Genomic DNA, 17,400 nt, shown 5'->3' on the forward strand with positions numbered 1-17,400 from the left:
GGCTTTTTCGTTTTTCGTTTTATCAATCAGAATCTGCGTAATCAGCAAGTTCTCTTTTTAATTGCGTTCTCGCGCGATTTAGCCTGCTCATAACAGTTCCAATCTTCACTCCCTCTTCTTGAGCAATCTGCTTATAAGATTTTCCGTTAATAGCAGCTTCAATAAAAACTTTTCTACGCTCAGGAGGCAAAGTGCGCAAAGCAGCCATAATTTCTTTAGGTGCAAACCCTTCGAAATACTCTTGTTCTGCAGAAAGCAGCCCGCTTGACGAATGATTAGAAGCTTCGTAAATATCCCAATCGTCATATTCACCAGTTGCGTCATTCGCTCGCTTCGGACGCCGCTTTTCTTTAGCATATTGATTAAAATACAAATTGCGCTCAATCCTATTAATCCAAGCTGCAAAATTTGTGCCAGGCTGGAAAGTTGAAAAAGATTTTAGCGCACGCTCAAAAGTATCTTGAACTAAATCTTGAGCATCCTGAGCATTGTTGGTTAATCGCATAGCTTGAGTGTATAAAGAATCAACACAAGGCGTAACAAGCTGCTCAAACTGATCATGTTTTTTCTTAACAAGCGCACACTGCTTAGGTTTTATTAAACGAGGGTTAGTAAAGTAAGCAGAATTAGCTTTTGCATGCTGAATATTATTATTCGGTGTTTTAACACTTTTCGCATTCGCAACTTTAACATTCGCATTTTTAACATTCGCAACTTGCCTTTGCTCACTCATACTGTAATAATACTTTTTACTTTGCACATAGCTTCAAAAAATATCTTTACTACTCCCTTCGCATTTCCCCCGCGCGCCATAACGAGCCATTGCGATAATATTGTGACTATGCCAACGAATATTCAAGAATTGTTAGATGCTTTAGATTTAGCACCATTCCAGGAGGAAAGCACTCCACTTTCAGAATCATGGCTGCTTGGTTTCGATACTGAAACAACCGGAGCGAATATTGGTAAAGATGCAATAGCGTCCGCAACTTTGGTTTTAAGAAATCCTTCTTTAGGACACGAAGGTGACGCTGTTTCTACATGGCTTATTAACCCTCATAAGCCCATGAATCCTAAAGCAAGCGAAGTAAATGGTTTCACAGACGAATACCTTCAAGAACACGGCGGAGAACCTGTAGAAGAGCTTGAGGCACTTGCGCAAGCAGTTAGCTTAGCTCAAGCAAAAAATATTCCACTGTTGGCTTATAACGCTCCATTTGACGTTGCTATGCTTCGTCATGATTTGAACCGTTGGCAGCTAAAATCTTTAAGCCAGCGCCCAACTTGCAACATAAGCACTCTTACAGAAAACGATGTTCTTACGGTAGATCCGCTGGTTATCGATCGTGCTGTTTCTATAAGACCTGGAAAGCGCACTTTAACTCTTACTTCTCAATTCTATGGAGTTGAACCAATCGGCGATTTCCACGACGCAACTGCAGATACTGTAGCAGCTCTTGATCTAGTTGCTCCTATGTGCAACGCATACGAGCAAGTTGAAAACATGACGTTAAGCAACTTGATGAGCTGGCAGCGAGAAGCATATATTCGTTGGCGAGATAGTTTTAACAAGTGGCTTGAATCTCATGGTCGCGATCCAATTCACGGAACGTGGCTATAAACTTGTTATATAAAAGTTTTGTTTTAAAGTTACGATTTCAAATAATTAAGTACAATATTTTCTAGAAGAAGCAGGATATGACTATTAACAATACGTTGTCGCTAGAAAGCGCAAGTAAACTTTTGCAACAGTACGGTTTGTTGCGCGAAATGATTCAATATTGCAAAAATGAAGATTCTGATGCAAATAACGAAAAAAATAATGACTCTACTCATTCTAAAAATGAAATATGGTCTTTAAATCCGTATTATTTCGCCAATATTGATGCAAACGAATGCTTTGCTCACGCAACTTACGATACTCGCGATATTAAGCCTGGAACTTTGCTTTTTATTAAGGGCAATTTTAAGCCTGAATATCTTTCAGACGCAGACAGCAAAGGTCTTAGCGCATACGTTGCTGAGCAAAGTTACGCTGAGTACACAAATGCTGTTGGCATAATCGTTAATGACGTGCGCAAAGCAATGAGCATACTTTCTGCAGCATTCTTTGGAAATCCTGAAGAAAAACTCACAGTGGTTGGAATTACTGGAACCAAAGGTAAAACAACTACCGCATACTTTACTCACGCTATTCTAAACGCATATTCCGGCTCAAAAGCAGCATTGTTCTCCTCCGTAGATAACTGCTTAGACGGTGTAAACTACGTTGAGTCAGATTTAACAACTCCTGAAAATTTCGACGCTTTTAAAATGATGCGCGAAGCTGTAGATAACGGCATGAAATACCTTGTTATGGAAGTTTCTTCACAAGCGTACAAAGTAAGTCGCGTATACGGTCTTAAGTTTGACGTTGCAGCATTCTTAAATATTAGTCCGGATCATATTAGCCCTATTGAGCACCCAACTTTTGAAGATTACTTGTATTGCAAACGTCAAATTATTGCAAATACGAAGAGCTTAGTATTAAATGCGGATGCTGATCACGCAGATCTTTTAATGCAAGACGCTGAACGTAACGATGTTCCTGTAACAACTTTTGCAAGAATACAAAGAGATGAAATAGAAAACAGCACTTGCGAAATTAAAAATAGTGACAATTTAGAAAATAATCTCGTAGACTCTTGCAAATATGTTAATGACGAAGACTACACGGAACTACTTACGCCTGACTACATTGCAATGCCTGTAGAAAATAGTGAGTCGCATTGCATTGCTATTAAAAATACGCAGGAAGACAGCGATGAAGAAGACGTACACTACTTAACACTTGACGAATTTTCGCTTGCAATTGCTGGAGATTTTAATTATGAAAATGCGCTCGCAGCAATCGCAATCGCGTCAAATCTGGGAATCAAAGAAAACGATTTAGAAGCATTACACGCTTTAGAAAACATTAAAATTTCTGGACGTATGGAAGTTTCTAAAGATTCAGAATCGAATACGATTGCAATCGTTGATTATGCGCATAATTTTATTTCAGTTAAATCTTTACTAGATTTTGTTTATGAAAAATATGGTAAGGAAAATCCTAGAATTACGCTAGTAACAGGATCAGCCGGAAATAAAGCTTACGACCGCCGTAAGGAAATTGTTGAAGCTGCTCAAAATCGTATTTACCAGTTTATTTTTACGATTGAAGACACAAATACAGAAGACGAAATGGATATTTGCAAAGATATGCGAGGATACATAACTAACGAAAATGTTAAGTCGCATATTATTATAGACCGTCCAGATGCAGTTGAGTACAGTGTTGACGACGCTAGAAAAAGTTTCAATAAAGACGGAAAATTCAACATTATTCTTTTAATTGGTAAAGGCGATGAGCGTTGGATTAAGCACGAAAACAAGCATGTGCCTTACGAGGGTGATTCAGAAATAATAAAACGTCTTTTTACGCTTTAACATTAAGTATTGCAAGAACAATACAAGTAAGTGCTATAAAAAGATGTACAAATAAACGTACAAATAAAATCTAAAGAAGATAGTAATGAGTAATCAAGAATTTCAACCAGTGCTGCTCGGTAGTGATATTAACGCTTACGGAATGGCTAGAGCATTCCATGAAGCGTACGGTATTACTTCTATAGCTTTTGCTTATTTCCAACTTTCTCCTACAAAATTTAGCAAGATTATTGATGTGAGAATCGTACCAAATTTTGGCGAGCTTACAACATTTCTAAACACAATGCTTTCGTTTGGAAAATCGTGGAAGGAAGAGAATCCAAATACTAAGCTTCTACTTATTCCTTGCGGAGATGTTTACGCAAATTTGTTAAGCCAGTGCGGAGACGAATTGCACGAATATTTTGCATTCCACACTTTGCCAAACGAATTGAACCGACAGCTTAGTCTTAAAAGCTCTTTCTACAAAACTTGCGAAAAGTACAATCTTCCACATCCAAAAACTAAAGTAGTAAACGCTGAAGAAGTGGCTTCTTACGCGTACAAGGATCTTCCATTCAACTTCCCTATTGCAATGAAGCCTGCAGATAGTGCCAAATGGCTTAAAGTTGATTTTGAAGGGCGTAAGAAGGCGTTTATTATTGATACGCCTGAGGAGCTTGATACTCTTATTCAGCGCTCCTATAAAGCCGGTTACGATGGCGAAATGATTTTGCAAGACTTTATTCCAGGCGACGATAGTCGTATGCGCGTTCTAAATGCTTACGTTGACAGCGAACACCACGTTAGAATGATGTTCTTAGGTCACCCTTTGCTAGAAGATCCAACGCCGGAAGCTGTGGGAAACTATGCTGCTATTATTCCTGACTACAATATGGAAGTTTTCCGCAATATTAAAGCATTTTTGGAAGATATTAACTACGTTGGCGTAGCTAATTTCGACATGAAATATGATGAGCGAGACGGAGAGTATAAACTTTTTGAAATAAACTTACGTCAAGGCCGTTCAAGCTACTTTGTGACTTTAAACGGCTTCAATATTGCAAAATATTTTGCAGAAGATTTGATTTACCATAAGCCTTTTGACGGAAATACTGTGTTTGGACGCGGGGAAAAGTTGTGGATGGAAATTCCACGATCTATTTTCTTAAAATACGTAGCAGAAGGCGAAGAAAAGAAGCGCGGTATTAATATGATTCGTCGCGGCGATTGGGGTACTACGCTAGAATATAAGAAGGATATGAACCTACTACGCTGGCTTATGATTCGTCATATGTTTTCAATTTACACAAAGCGCTATGCTGAATTTTTCCGCAATAAAGCGTGAAATAGTCCAGCACAATATGGGGTTCCGAAAGGAAAATTACACGATGAAACGGCCGTTTTTTGCTGTACTTGGCGGAATGGGTACTCTTGCAACAGAAAGCTATATTCGTTTACTGAATAAAGAAACACATGCACATAATGATCAAGAATTTTTGGATTATGTGGTGTTTAACGACTCTTCCGTACCAGATAGAACGGCGTATATTGTTGGAAATTCCGAAGAAAACCCATTTCCTGTTCTTGCGGACGATATTCACAAAGCAACGCAAATGGGAGCCTCTTTTATTGTATTAACATGCAATACAGCGCATTATTTTTACGACAAGTTCCAAGCACTTACCAACGTGCCAATTATGCATATGCCTCGAGGCGCTGTAGCTGAAGTTGCTCGCCGCTACCCTATTGATCGTTGCAAGCGCATTGGATTTTTAGGAACTGCAGGATCTCGCAAAGCAGGAGTATACCAGCGTGCTATTGAAGAAGCGGGATACACGTTTGTAGCTCCAGACGACGCATTACAAAAGCGTATTACTTCGCTTATTTACGATGATGTAAAAGGTACAGGAGACCTTGATTTTCACCGTTACGAGTCTGTTTTAAGCGATATGCTCGATCCTGCAGGAACGTGCCATTGCGATGCGCTTATTTTAGGATGCACAGAGCTTAGCGTGCTAAATGAAGCTTTCCCGCTACCTCAAATACCACTAGTTGACGCTCAAGCAGTGCTTGTAAAAGACACTGTAGAAAAAGCTAAAGCTTTGCGCAATTAAGTAGCAAATAGTAGCTTAACTCGCTAATTAAGTAGCGAATTAATGAGAATTAATGCGAATTAATTAGCGAGCTAAACAGTAAGCAAATAAATTAAATTCAGGACTCGTCAATATTTGGGTGGATTGCAACGCGCTGATCTTTTGGCTTTTTTAAGTCCGGATTAACATGCTCAACAAGCATTGTGCGAGCATCCCCTGCTGTAACAAAGCTGCCGCAAATAAGCACGCCGTGACCATAGCCAACGCCAAGCTCATCATCTTCATCAACCAGATTCACAGCTGTTTGAATAGCATCCGGAAGCTCGTCAACGCGAATCACACGATCCCTACCAAATACGCCTACAGCAACCTTTTCAAGCTCTTCCGGGTCCATTACACGGTCTCGCCAAGAATTACGAGTCACAATAATCTTCGTCAAAATAGGCTCAAGAACACCCAAATATTCTTCAACCTGCTTATCTGCCATCATTGCAACAACGCCAATAAGCTGCTCAAAATGATAGTTTTCTTCAATAGTTCCACGAAGAGACTCAGCAGCATTCACATTATGACCACCGTCAATAATAATAGTCGGCGAAGTACGAACCTGCTCAATACGACCAGGAACTTTAACCTGGCTCAAAGCTTCAGCAACTAAATCGCCATCCAAAGCACCATTTACCGGAAGCACAACCTCTGCCGCAGCAAGCGCCGCCAAAGCATTATGCGCTTGATGCTTACCAAACTTATCGATTGGCACATCCTCATAAGTTCCAAGAGGCGTGCGCAAAGTAACAACTTGGCCGCCAACTGCAGGAGTACGAGAAACAACTTCAAGCTCGCCGTCACCGTAAGAAGAATCGCGCAATAATTTAGCATTATTACGCTCAGCAACTTCCTTAATAATTGGCAAAACCTTATCTTCATGCGGTTGAGGACCCAAAATTACAGTGCAATTTGGCTTAATAATGCCAGCTTTCGTGCGCGCAATCTCCTCAACAGTGTTTCCAAGCCATTGCATGTGATCCATATCCACCGGGCCAATAATTGCAGCATCCGCATTCATAACATTCGTAGCATCCCATTCGCCACCCATGCCAACTTCCATAACGGCAACATCAACAGGAGCGTCCGCAAAAGCCCAAATTGCCATGGCTGTAAGCACTTCAAAAAAGCTCATTTTTGGCTTACCGTCAGTCTCCATGCGAGCATCAACCATGTCGATAATATCTTTCATTTGATCCCAAACGTCAATAAAATCGTCATCGCTAATTTCTTGACCGTCAATCATAATGCGCTCATTTATGCGCTCTAAATGCGGAGAAGTGTAAAGACCAGTGCGCAAACCGTATGCTCGACACAACGACTCAGCCATGCGAGCCGTGGATCCCTTACCGTTCGTACCAGTAATATGAATAACGTGCATAGACTTTTCTGGATGCCCAAGAATATCAAGAATTAAGCGCATTCTGTCTAAATCCAGATTGGTTTTATTATGCTCAGGAGCGCGGCTCATAATATTGCGCTCAATATCAACAATTCGCTCATTATTGCGATTTGGATGTTCCATAGACATAAATGCACTCCCCTACTTTTGTGCTCGCTTACTCATTTTCCATCTATATAGATTAGTTTATGCCAACAACAGAAAGCTAATACTAATGCTCACGCACAATTGTTTTGTAAATTACATATGAAATATTACTTTTTTGCGCCAAAAAACTCGCATAAAACTACAAATAAGACTATGTTAGTTATTGTCTAGTTTTATTGCCTAGTTTATTTCTATTTGCACACAAAAAGAAGTGTTAAGGAGTCTCATAATGGCAGAATGTACGCCAACCGAGCATGGTGAAGAGCTAAAAGCTGACGGAACGCAAAAAGCAGAAGATCGCGTTAATAATCGTTCTCTTCGACCAAATAGCGATTCTTTCAAAGATTTTATGACAAGCAGCTGGGATAATCAGGAGCCAGACGTTATGCCTCTTGAATCCAGCAAATACATTCCAGCTCGTTTAGAGGCTCTTTCAAAGCGTTTCCCGGGAGAACGCTTAGTTATTCCTGCAGGTCAGCCAAAAGTGCGCAATAACGATTGCGATTACGCTTTCCGCCCAGACACTACTTTTGCTTACTACACTGGCTTAGGTCAAGATTACGAAGCTGGAGCCGTGCTTGTTATGGAACCGGTTGAAAAAGACAGCGAAGAAGCAAAAGCCGGTAAAAATCATACTCCAGAACTTTTTGTAGCTCCACGCGCAGATAACAGCACTTCAGCATTCTACAGGGATCCACACTACGGCGAATACTGGGTTGGTCCTCGCGCAGGCTTGAAAGAGCTTAAAGCCATGACCGGCATTAATACGCGAGATATTGCTGAACTTGACGACGCTCTTGCAAAAAATGTAAGCGACGACGCAAACGGTGAAGGCATTCGCGTTCGCATTATTCGCGAAACTGATCCGGAGCTTACTGCAAAAGTTGAAACAATGCGCGAAGCAAGCGGATTCACAGACGAAGACGCTAATAATTCTGCAGACGATAAATTGCACGAGTTCGCTGCAGAAGCACGCATGCTTAAGGATGATTACGAAATTCGAGAAATGCGCAAAGCTGTAGCTGCAACAAAGCTTGGTTTTGATCGCATGCTTACGCGCTTGCCTCAAGCTCTTGGCAAGGAACATTCCGAACGCATGGTTGAAGGCGCTTTTAACTCTGTGGCTCGCGAAGAGGGCAACGAAGTTGGATACGACACGATTGTGGCATCCGGAAAGCATGCACCAATTTTGCACTGGATGCGAAACACTGGCGTAGTTTCTAACGGAGAACTGCTTCTTATTGACGCAGGCGTTGAAGTAAACAGCCTCTACACGGCTGATATTACGCGCACTTTCCCAACCAACGGCAAGTTCACTGACTTGCAAAAGAAGCTTTACCAATGCGTTCTTGACGCTCAACAAGCCGGTTTTGAAGCAGCTAAGCCGGGCGCAACCTACTCCGATATTCACCACGCTTGCATGAGAGTTTTAGCTGAGCATTTGCACGAATGGGGAATTTTAAAGGTTAGCGTTGAAGAGTCACTATCTCCAGAAGGTCAGCAGCATCGACGCTGGCATGCTTGCGGAGTAGCTCACCACCTTGGCTTGGACGTACACGACTGCGCTCAAGCACGCTACGAATCTTACCAAGGCGCAAAAATTACTCCGGGAATGATTTTTACGATTGAACCAGGATTGTATTTTGCAGCTAATGATTTAATGTTGCCTGAAGAAATGCGCGGTATTGGCATTCGCATTGAAGATGATGTGTTAATGACCGAAAACGGACCAGAATGGCTTTCTATTGACATTCCAAAGCAGATCGATGACGTAGAAGCTTGGATGGCCGACCGTGCAGGAAAGGAATTCTATGACTAAGCCAATTGTTCTTTCGCTAGGCGAGCTTTTATGGGATTTACTTCCGCACGGAAAGCGCGTAGGCGGAGCGCCGGCTAATTTTGCGTATCATGCGCAATGCCACGGTGCTCAAAGTTGCATGATTAGTGCTGTTGGACAAGATCAGCTTGGAGACGAACTGATTGACAAAGTCAACAAAGCAGGAATTACCTCAATTATTCAGCGCAACGCTTGGCCAACAAGCACTGTAGAAATAGCGCTTAAAAACGGGATTCCTGAATACACTATTCTTAGAAATATTGCTTGGGATCATATTCTTTACACTCGAGAGCTTATTGATTTAGTAGAACGAGCTGACGCAGTGTGCTTTGGAACTCTTAGCCTGCGCTCGCAAGAAACTCACGATACTATTCTTCAATTATTGAAGCATACTAAGCCTGGAGCAATGAAGTTCTTCGATATAAACATTCGAAGCGATCATTATTCGAAGGATCTTATTGACACACTTCTTCAGCAAGCTACAGTTTTTAAGCTTAACGATTCTGAACTGTTCCTGCTTCGAGACATGTTCAATATTCGCGATACTTCCGACGAAGAAGCTTGCCGCTGGTTCCAAGCGCGCTACGCACTAGATTACGTGATTCTTACAGGCGGATCTACTTTCAGCACGATTATTACAAGCACCGGCGAAAGCTCCACTATTCCAACGCCTCACGTGAATATTATTGATACTGTTGGAGCAGGAGACGCATTTTCTGGAGTGTTTGCAACGCATATTCTTAAAGGCGAAAGTCTTAAAGAAGCACATCGTGCAGCTGTTAATACTGCGGCTTTCGTATGCACGCAAGAAGGCGCGTGGCCAAAGTATCCTAAGCAAATACCGGATTATTTAGCAAAAGCCGAAAAGTAAGTAAATAAATAAATAAAAATAAAATAAAAAAAATAACTCATAAAATCAATAACGCCACTCCATAACCTATGAAGTGGCGTTATTTAGTTCGTGGGGCCTCAGGGGCTTGAACCCTGGACCGACGGATTATGAGTCCGCTGCTCTAACCGACTGAGCTAAAGCCCCACGCTAACAAAGTTAGCAACGACTAGATTAGCACATACCCATAAACGTAGCCAAATTAGTGCGTCGAACTCAAATAAAAAGCATCACACGCGCTCAGTTCGACCGGATGCGAAGTTATCAAGAGCACCAGTTGCGCGCAAAGCCAAGTACACAAACCACACAAGCACGCCAGAAAGCAACAATCCGCTTATAAGCTCTGTAATCATGTGAATAGTAATGTAAGTAGGAGCCTTAGCCTGATACTTGGTTAAGCACAAGTACACACCATACTCAAACGCCACAAGAAGACCAGAAATAGAGCTTAAAGTCAAATTAAACTTGCGATACTTAAAAATCAAGAACGGAACTTCTGCAAACACACCCTGTATAAGAGCAGAAATAATCGTATCCCTAATGTTAAAAGGAGAACCAAGCAGAACCTGCACAAGAGCTGCAACAACATTCACATATACTGCAGAACCAGGCTTACGAATTAAAAGAACCGCAAGAGTGCCAGACAAATACCACACACCATGCGTAATGCTTGCAAAACCAGGAAGAACCGCCGCATTAAGAGTACGAATTATTGGAATAAACACCAAGCCGTATCCGCACAAAATAACGCCAAAAACAGCAGATAAAGCAGCTCCCAAAGCAATATCTGCCACACGCCAGCGCAAATTAGCAACAATTGAAGGCTCTGGATTTGATTTAGAATTCGCGCTATCCGTTACAGGAGTTGCAGAAGTTACAGAAGCAGATGATTTTGCTTCACTATCATCAATATTATTATCAATATTTGTGTTAAAGATATCGCTCATAAGAGATCCTTATCTTAAGCGCTGCGCATTGTAAATACTTAAATTGGCACTTCCTGACCTACGCAGCCCGGGCAGAAGTGCCAAAAAGCAAGTGTATCACCTAAATAAAGCGCAACATACGCTTTGTAACATTTAACACATTAAAGTAATTTATAGCGCTTGATAGAAAAAATATAATAACAACAGCGTTTCGAATGGAAATTACGAATAAAATTTGCTTACTTTATACGCACTTTATATGCAAAAACGCCGCGAGAAAAACCCGCGGCGTTGTAATTTGTACCCCCTAAGAGAGTCGAACTCTTGTTGTCAGATTGAAAGTCTGGTGTCCTAACCGTTAGACGAAGGGGGCTTCGAACCAAACCATATGATATTAACACTCATAAAGGAGTCGCGCAACTCACGGCGTGTTGCAGTGCCTGCAGAGCACTATTTCGCAAGTTATCGTTTGGTGTGACGCGAGTTTTGGTGGATTTCTCTCCTCGCGCGTTCCCGTCCTTCGTCGCTCTAGCTGTTAAAGACTTTACTGTCTGCTTTGTTCTTTAAAGAACGTAGCTTCCTCAGTCCTCTTTTAGCGCTCGTAGAGAAATCCCCCAAACTCTGCGTGTTTAATCTTTAATAACCGTGTTTTATCGCAGAGATTTTTCGATTTTTCTTCTTCGCTCGGCTTGTCAGCAGCCTTCGGCTCTGACGTCCGCCTTCGTTCAGTGCGAAAAATCTCAAATCTCTACCACACGAATATTCCTGCAACTAAAGTAACGTAATTAAGCTGCGGGTGGGTGCGTAGGTATGAGTGCCTGGTGTGGTGTGAGCAGTAGCATGAATGCTAGTGTTCACTAATCAGCAGAAAAGAACAATTATGTATACTTTTTGGTAGCATAAAACAATGCATACGAGCATGACTAAAATCATGCAAATTTAACTAAAGGCGTATAGCCGAATAACGAAAGTAATCTAATGAGCAGTGAAAATGAAAACGAAAACACTATGCAAGCCAAGCAACGCACCGTATTGTCGTTCGTGCGTCGTTCTGGACGCTTAGATGCGCGTTTACAGCACGCTCAGGAGCGTTATGCAAGTCAGTACCTACTAGACGTTACTGAAGCTACTGGCTCTTTTAGATTGCGCGAAAATTTGCGCATTACGTCTGATTGGATTAGCGATAAGTGGGGCAATAATAATCCGCTTATTGTTGAAATCGGCTCCGGACAGGGCGAAAATATTGTTGCAGCAGCCGAACGTCTTCCTGAAACTAACTTTTTGGCACTTGAAGTTTATGATCCAGGCGTAGCTCACACAATGCTTTTAGCTGGAAAACAAGGTTTAACTAATCTTCGTATTGCACAAATTAACGCTCCTGATTTTTTCGCAGCTTGTGAACGCGGAGTTTTAGAAGAAGTTTGGACTTTCTTCCCGGACCCATGGCCTAAAATGCGCCACCATAAGCGTCGTATTGTGCAGCCAGAGCTTGCCTCTACAATCCACCAGGCGTTGCGTAAAGAGGGCGTTTGGCGCATTGCTACAGATATTGAGGATTACGCTTTGCACGTGCACGAGATTATGGATTCTCGCGAAGATTTCGCAAACATTGGCGAATTAAAAGTAAGTCTTCCAATTGAGCACGTTGGAAAAGGCACGGCTGACACAGCTGCGGATCTTCCACACGCAGATTTTAGCGAATCTGAGCGATTTGATGGTCGCGTTCTTACGAATTTTGAGCGTAAAGGTTTGGATGCTGGTCGCACGATTCACGACTTCACTTATCTTACGAAATAAATAAAAAGCAGCGAAAGTTATTAAACAAACGCTGCTTAATTAATTTTATTTAGTAACAAGATTTTTAAGAGAACAAGTCACGAGTATTATTGCCGTCAGTATTGTTCTCTACCTTGATGTTTACTTGCGCAGGGCTTAACAAGAATACGCGAGGAGTTACACGCTCTATTGAACCGCGTACGCCGAATACTACACCAGCAGAAAAATCAACAATGCGATACGCAACGGATTCTGTTACGCCGGTAAGATTTAAAACTACCGGAATGCCGTCTCGTAAAGCACGGCCAACCATTTGCGCATCATCGTAAGACTTTGGATGAATAGTAGTAATACGGCTCATGCGATTAATACTTGCTCGCGTAGTTCCAGAATGCAAATCATCATTACGTTGTGGCACAACAGGAGTTACCGAACGATCATTGTCAAAGGAAGTTTCAGGAACATCAGCTTCGACATAGTTATCATCTTCAGGCACATCTGCCATACCAACGTATGACATCACGTTCTTCATAAAGCCAGCCATGAAGCAACCCTCCTCTCGTTATGCTTAACGCAGAAAATCAGGAATATCTAATTCATCCGGTTCAGCGGCAGCTTGATGTTGCACAGGAGTTTGTGCAGCAACGTAATTCTGACCTGCCACATTGTCAAACATTGAAGGCATAGCGGCAGGCTGTTCTGCTTGTGCAGCAGCATGAACTTCGTTATTTACAACTGCAGTGGACTGCGCTGGAGCAACAGGCTTCACATCTGCTTGCATGTCAACAAACTGACCAGCTTGAGCAGAAGACTCATCAGCCTTAGGATGAGCATCAAAACCTGCAGCAATCACAGTTACGCGCACTTCGTCACCATAAGAATCATCCAAGGAAAGACCCCAAATAATTTGAGCTTCTGGATGAATAGCCTTACGAACAAGCTCAGTTGCAGCGGAAGCTTCCTGAAGCTTCAAATCACTTGGGCCTGCGATGTTAATCAAAGCACCGTGAGCACCTTCAATGCTTTCCTCAAGAAGAGGCGAGCTGATAGCGATTTCAGCAGCCTGAGTTGCGCGATCTTCGCCCTTAGCTGAACCGATACCAAAGAGTGCGGTACCAGCGCCACGCAAAATTGCTGTAACATCGGAAAAATCAACATGAATATACGAATTTGTAGTAATCAAATCCGTAATGCCTTGCACGCCTGCAAGCAAAGCAGTATCTGCTGTCTTAAATGCGTCAATAATGCCGATGGTGCGATCTGAAATTTCCAACAAACGATCGTTTGGAATTACGATTAATGCATCGACTTCTTTACGAAGATTTTCAATACCAAGTTTCGCAGATGCAGCACGCTGAGGACCTTCAAATCCAAATGGACGTGTAACTACAGCAATAGTTAACGCGCCTTGTTGGTGTGCAGCACGAGCAACAATAGGGCTTGCACCAGTGCCTGTGCCACCACCTTCACCGCATGTTACGAATACCATATCGGCACCCTTAAGTGCCTCTTCAATATCAGATTGATGATCCTGAGCAGCTTTTGCACCTTTCTCAGGGTCAGCACCAGCACCAAGACCTCGACTTGAAGCATCAGATAATGAAATCTTTACATCAGCGTCAGAACGCAGCAAATCTTTAGCGTCAGTATTAATGGCTACAAATTCGACATTCTGTAGACCCTCGCTGATCATCCGATTGACAGCGTTACCGCCGGCACCACCGACGCCGACTACCTTGATGATGGTTTTGTCGTTGAAATTGTCAGTCTGGGCAATCTCGCTCACCGTTGTCTCCTGTCACTCACGCACGTTTACACAATATTTTAGCGCAAAACGCTCGATACTGACGACGTTTTCACAATAAACTGAAAAAATGTCACTTCTTTGATAATACACCGGGCTATACGCAAATATTAACTAGGTGTATTTTTCTTTATATACTTGCGAAATAATTTATGCGAAAAAAGCATAAGAAGCCTAGAAAACTCTAGTAACTAGCATCCATAGGGTCGTCGCCAAATAAAGCTTCTCGCTCTTCGTGACTTGTAGTACGAGAATCCAACCAGCCGTATGGCAAATGAACTTTTTTAGCAAAACGCACGCGACCGCGCGGCGTGTCTAATACTTGTTCTGGCAAGCGAAGAGAACCATCAAGCATGTTGAGATTACGCTTAACATCCTCAATAGACTCGCATTCCATAAAAGCTTTACGAGTGCCGCCACCAACTGGGAATCCCTTCAAATACCAAGCAATATGCTTACGCAAGTCGTGAACAGCCATACGCTCGTCACCATCATAAAACTCAACCAAAAGTTCAAGATGACGCAAAATTACTGAACCAACTTCCGCCAAAGTTGGGTTAACGCGCTCACTACTTCCCTCGCAAGCGTTACGAATATCCGCAAAAATCCAAGGCCTACCCTGGCATCCGCGACCAATAGCAACTCCTGCGCAACCAGTTTCTTTAAACATTGCGAGCGCATCTTCAGCACCCCAAATATCACCGTTTCCAAAAACAGGAATATTAAGAGCTTCTACAAGCTCCCCAATACGCTGCCAATCTGAATGACCGCCGTAATATTCTGCAGTTGTGCGAGCGTGCAAAGTTACAGCAGCGCATCCTTCTTCTTGAGCAATATGGCCAGCTTGCATAAAAGTCTCGTGGTCTTCGTCAATTCCAACGCGGAATTTAGCTGTAACTGGTATTCCTGCAGGTTCACATACAGAAACAACGCGATGCAAAATTTCTTGCAACAAATCTGTTTTCCAAGGAAGAGCAGATCCGCCGCCGCGTCTTGTAACTTTAGGAACCGGGCAACCGAAGTTTAAGTCAACATGGTCAGCCATGTTTTCGTCAACAACAATTCGAGCAGCTTGTTCTACAATAGAAGGATTTACACCATAAAGTTGCAGTGAGCGCACTTTTTCGCTAGGAGCAAAACGGCAAAGTCTAAGAGCTTTTGGATTTCTTGCAACTAATGCTCTAGCTGTAATCATTTCGGCTACGTAAAGGCCGTCCGGACCGAATTCTCGGCAGATTACGCGAAATGGCCAGTTGGTGATTCCAGCCATTGGAGATAAAACAACAGGAGTAGCAATATGAACTTTCCCTAAATCCACTGGTTTTATAGAAAAATTCATATTGCTTTAACTCCGTTCATTTTAATAATATTTTTGCTTATTAATACTTAAGTTATGCTTACGTGATGCTTAAGTGATACTTAAGCTATGCTTAAGCGCGATTTAGTACAATCCGCCAGCGGTTGCGATTTTAACAGGCTGAGATTCGTCTTCGCCTGCTTCTTTGGCAATATCCGTAGCACCGTCAGCTGCACGAGTACCAACGATTTCAACAGGACCTTGCGGATACTTAACGCGCTTTTCGTTAATGCGGCTAGCAACGTAATCTGCAACCTTGTCCAAAGAAACGCGCTCCTGCTGCATTGTGTCGCGCTCGCGAATTGTAACAGCATGGTCGTCTAAAGTATCGAAATCAACTGTGACGCACAAAGGAGTGCCGATTTCGTCTTCGCGACGATAACGGCGACCAATAGCGCCAGCTTCGTCGTAATCGATAACCCAATCATGCTGACGCAAATCTGCAGCCAAATCTTGAGCAACAGACTGCAATTCTGGCTTCTTGCTCAATGGCAAAACTGCAGCCTTAACAGGAGCCAAACGAGGATCAAGTCGAAGAACAGTACGCTTATCAACTCCACCCTTAGTGTTTGGAGCTTCATCAACGTCGTAAGCGTCAACCAAGAATGCCATAAGCGAGCGCGTAAGACCAGCAGCAGGCTCAATAACGTAAGGAACGTACTTTTCGCCAGTAGCTTGGTTGAAGTAGCTCAAATCCTCACCGGAATGCTTAGCGTGAGCAGACAAATCGTAGTCAGTACGGTTTGCAATACCTTCAAGCTCTCCCCAATCAGATCCTTGGAAGCCGAATTTGTACTCAATATCGACAGTACGCTTGGAATAGTGGCTGAGCTTCTCCTTAGGATGCTCATACATGCGCAAGTTTTCTGGCTTCACACCCAAATCCACATACCAGCGAACGCGAGTGTCAATCCAATACTGATGCCAAGCTTCGTCGGTTCCAGGCTCAACGAAGAACTCCATTTCCATCTGCTCGAACTCGCGAGTGCGGAAAATAAAGTTTCCAGGCGTAATTTCGTTACGGAAAGACTTACCAATATTTGCAATACCAAAAGGCGGCTTTTGGCGAGTAGAAGTCATAACGTTCTTAAAGTCAACGAAAATGCCCTGAGCTGTTTCCGGGCGCAAATAGTGCAAGCTGTTTTCATCTTCAACAGGTCCTAAATGAGTGCGAAGCATCATGTTGAAGTCGCGCGGCTCAGTCCAGTTTCCACGAGTGCCGCAATCTGGGCAAGCAATATCTTTTAAGCCGTTTTCTGGCATTTTATCGCCATGCTTTTCGGCATAAGACTCTTCCAACTTGTCTGCGCGATGACGCTTATGGCAGTTCAAGCACTCAATTAAAGGATCGTTAAACACGGAAACGTGGCCGGAAGCAACCCACACTTGAGAAGGCAAAATAACGGAAGTATCCACGCCAACAACATCGCCGCGCGTGGTTACCATGTAGCGCCACCATTCGCGCTTGATATTATCCTTCAACGCAACGCCCAACGGACCATAATCCCATGCGGAGCGAGTGCCGCCGTAAATTTCGCCAGCTGGGAACACAAAACCTCGACGCTTAGCCAAGGACACGACTTCATCAAGCTTTGAAACAGCCACAATACACCTTTTCGTAAAACTAGAAAATTTGGGTGAAAACGTTGCCATTATAGAAAAACCCTGTGACGC

The 17,400-nt window shown here is 42.8% G+C and carries 14 protein-coding genes and 2 tRNA genes; 7 read left to right on the forward strand and 9 right to left on the reverse strand.

The window, feature by feature from the left end:
- Positions 1-22: 22 nt before the first annotated feature.
- Positions 23-733, reverse strand: a complete 711-nt coding sequence (locus ACTJLE_RS05350) for a sigma-70 family RNA polymerase sigma factor (RefSeq protein ID WP_119486802.1) — start codon at positions 731-733, stop codon at positions 23-25.
- A 108-nt stretch (positions 734-841) separates the two neighbouring features.
- On the opposite strand from ACTJLE_RS05350, the gene ACTJLE_RS05355 reads away from it, so the two are divergent.
- From ACTJLE_RS05355 to ACTJLE_RS05370, 4 genes are all read left to right on the forward strand, one after another.
- Positions 842-1,621, forward strand: a complete 780-nt coding sequence (locus ACTJLE_RS05355) for an exonuclease domain-containing protein (protein WP_479691710.1) — start codon at positions 842-844, stop codon at positions 1,619-1,621.
- Between the two features lie 77 nt (positions 1,622-1,698).
- The gene (locus tag ACTJLE_RS05360) at positions 1,699-3,468 is read left to right on the forward strand and encodes a UDP-N-acetylmuramoyl-L-alanyl-D-glutamate--2,6-diaminopimelate ligase (RefSeq protein ID WP_481267762.1); all 1,770 of its coding nucleotides are present in this window, start codon (positions 1,699-1,701) and stop codon (positions 3,466-3,468) included.
- Between the two features lie 85 nt (positions 3,469-3,553).
- Positions 3,554-4,795: a carboxylate--amine ligase gene (locus tag ACTJLE_RS05365; protein WP_481267763.1), complete on the forward strand. Its 1,242-nt coding sequence runs from the start codon at positions 3,554-3,556 to the stop codon at positions 4,793-4,795.
- Positions 4,796-4,838: 43 nt separating this feature from the next.
- The gene (locus ACTJLE_RS05370) at positions 4,839-5,564 is read left to right on the forward strand and encodes an aspartate/glutamate racemase family protein (RefSeq protein ID WP_481267764.1); all 726 of its coding nucleotides are present in this window, start codon (positions 4,839-4,841) and stop codon (positions 5,562-5,564) included.
- A 97-nt stretch (positions 5,565-5,661) separates the two neighbouring features.
- On the opposite strand, the gene ACTJLE_RS05375 is transcribed toward ACTJLE_RS05370, so the two are convergent.
- Positions 5,662-7,119: a bifunctional folylpolyglutamate synthase/dihydrofolate synthase gene (locus ACTJLE_RS05375; protein WP_481267765.1), complete on the reverse strand. Its 1,458-nt coding sequence runs from the start codon at positions 7,117-7,119 to the stop codon at positions 5,662-5,664.
- Positions 7,120-7,366: 247 nt separating this feature from the next.
- Here ACTJLE_RS05375 and ACTJLE_RS05380 point away from each other — a divergent pair, with 247 nt between their 5' ends.
- A complete protein-coding gene (locus tag ACTJLE_RS05380; RefSeq protein ID WP_481267766.1) occupies positions 7,367-8,956 on the forward strand; it encodes an aminopeptidase P family protein in 1,590 nt (529 codons plus the stop codon).
- Positions 8,949-9,845, forward strand: coding sequence for a carbohydrate kinase family protein (locus tag ACTJLE_RS05385; RefSeq protein WP_481267767.1), 897 nt, complete (start codon positions 8,949-8,951; stop codon positions 9,843-9,845). The genes ACTJLE_RS05380 and ACTJLE_RS05385 overlap by 8 nt, the downstream gene beginning before the upstream one ends.
- A gap of 91 nt (positions 9,846-9,936) precedes the next feature.
- On the opposite strand, the gene ACTJLE_RS05390 is transcribed toward ACTJLE_RS05385, so the two are convergent.
- From ACTJLE_RS05390 to ACTJLE_RS05400, 3 genes are all read right to left on the reverse strand, one after another.
- Positions 9,937-10,010 (reverse strand) — tRNA-Ile (locus tag ACTJLE_RS05390).
- An 83-nt stretch (positions 10,011-10,093) separates the two neighbouring features.
- The gene (locus ACTJLE_RS05395) at positions 10,094-10,810 is read right to left on the reverse strand and encodes an ECF transporter S component (protein ID WP_481267768.1); all 717 of its coding nucleotides are present in this window, start codon (positions 10,808-10,810) and stop codon (positions 10,094-10,096) included.
- A gap of 280 nt (positions 10,811-11,090) precedes the next feature.
- Positions 11,091-11,162, reverse strand: a tRNA-Glu gene (locus ACTJLE_RS05400).
- Between the two features lie 605 nt (positions 11,163-11,767).
- On the opposite strand from ACTJLE_RS05400, the gene trmB reads away from it, so the two are divergent.
- On the forward strand, positions 11,768-12,586 hold the full coding sequence (gene trmB / locus ACTJLE_RS05405) for a tRNA (guanosine(46)-N7)-methyltransferase TrmB (protein ID WP_481267769.1): 819 nt from the start codon (positions 11,768-11,770) through the stop codon (positions 12,584-12,586).
- A gap of 64 nt (positions 12,587-12,650) precedes the next feature.
- Here trmB and ACTJLE_RS05410 read toward each other — a convergent pair whose 3' ends face one another.
- The 4 genes from ACTJLE_RS05410 to ACTJLE_RS05425 all read right to left on the reverse strand — a co-directional run bounded on the left by ACTJLE_RS05410 (position 12,651) and on the right by ACTJLE_RS05425 (position 17,331).
- Positions 12,651-13,109 (reverse strand): cell division protein SepF, encoded by a 459-nt coding sequence (locus ACTJLE_RS05410; RefSeq protein WP_481267770.1) that lies wholly within the window; start codon positions 13,107-13,109, stop codon positions 12,651-12,653.
- Positions 13,110-13,133: 24 nt separating this feature from the next.
- The gene (gene ftsZ / locus ACTJLE_RS05415) at positions 13,134-14,351 is read right to left on the reverse strand and encodes a cell division protein FtsZ (protein WP_481267771.1); all 1,218 of its coding nucleotides are present in this window, start codon (positions 14,349-14,351) and stop codon (positions 13,134-13,136) included.
- 202 nt (positions 14,352-14,553) lie between these two features.
- Positions 14,554-15,708 carry a tRNA dihydrouridine synthase DusB gene (gene dusB, locus ACTJLE_RS05420; RefSeq protein ID WP_481267772.1) on the reverse strand — a complete coding sequence of 385 codons (1,155 nt, stop codon included), beginning with the start codon at positions 15,706-15,708 and terminating at the stop codon, positions 14,554-14,556.
- Between the two features lie 102 nt (positions 15,709-15,810).
- On the reverse strand, positions 15,811-17,331 hold the full coding sequence (locus ACTJLE_RS05425) for a glycine--tRNA ligase (RefSeq protein ID WP_481267773.1): 1,521 nt from the start codon (positions 17,329-17,331) through the stop codon (positions 15,811-15,813).
- Positions 17,332-17,400: the final 69 nt, after the last annotated feature.

It is taken from the genome of Gardnerella sp. CCPDSM (assembly GCF_056754715.1).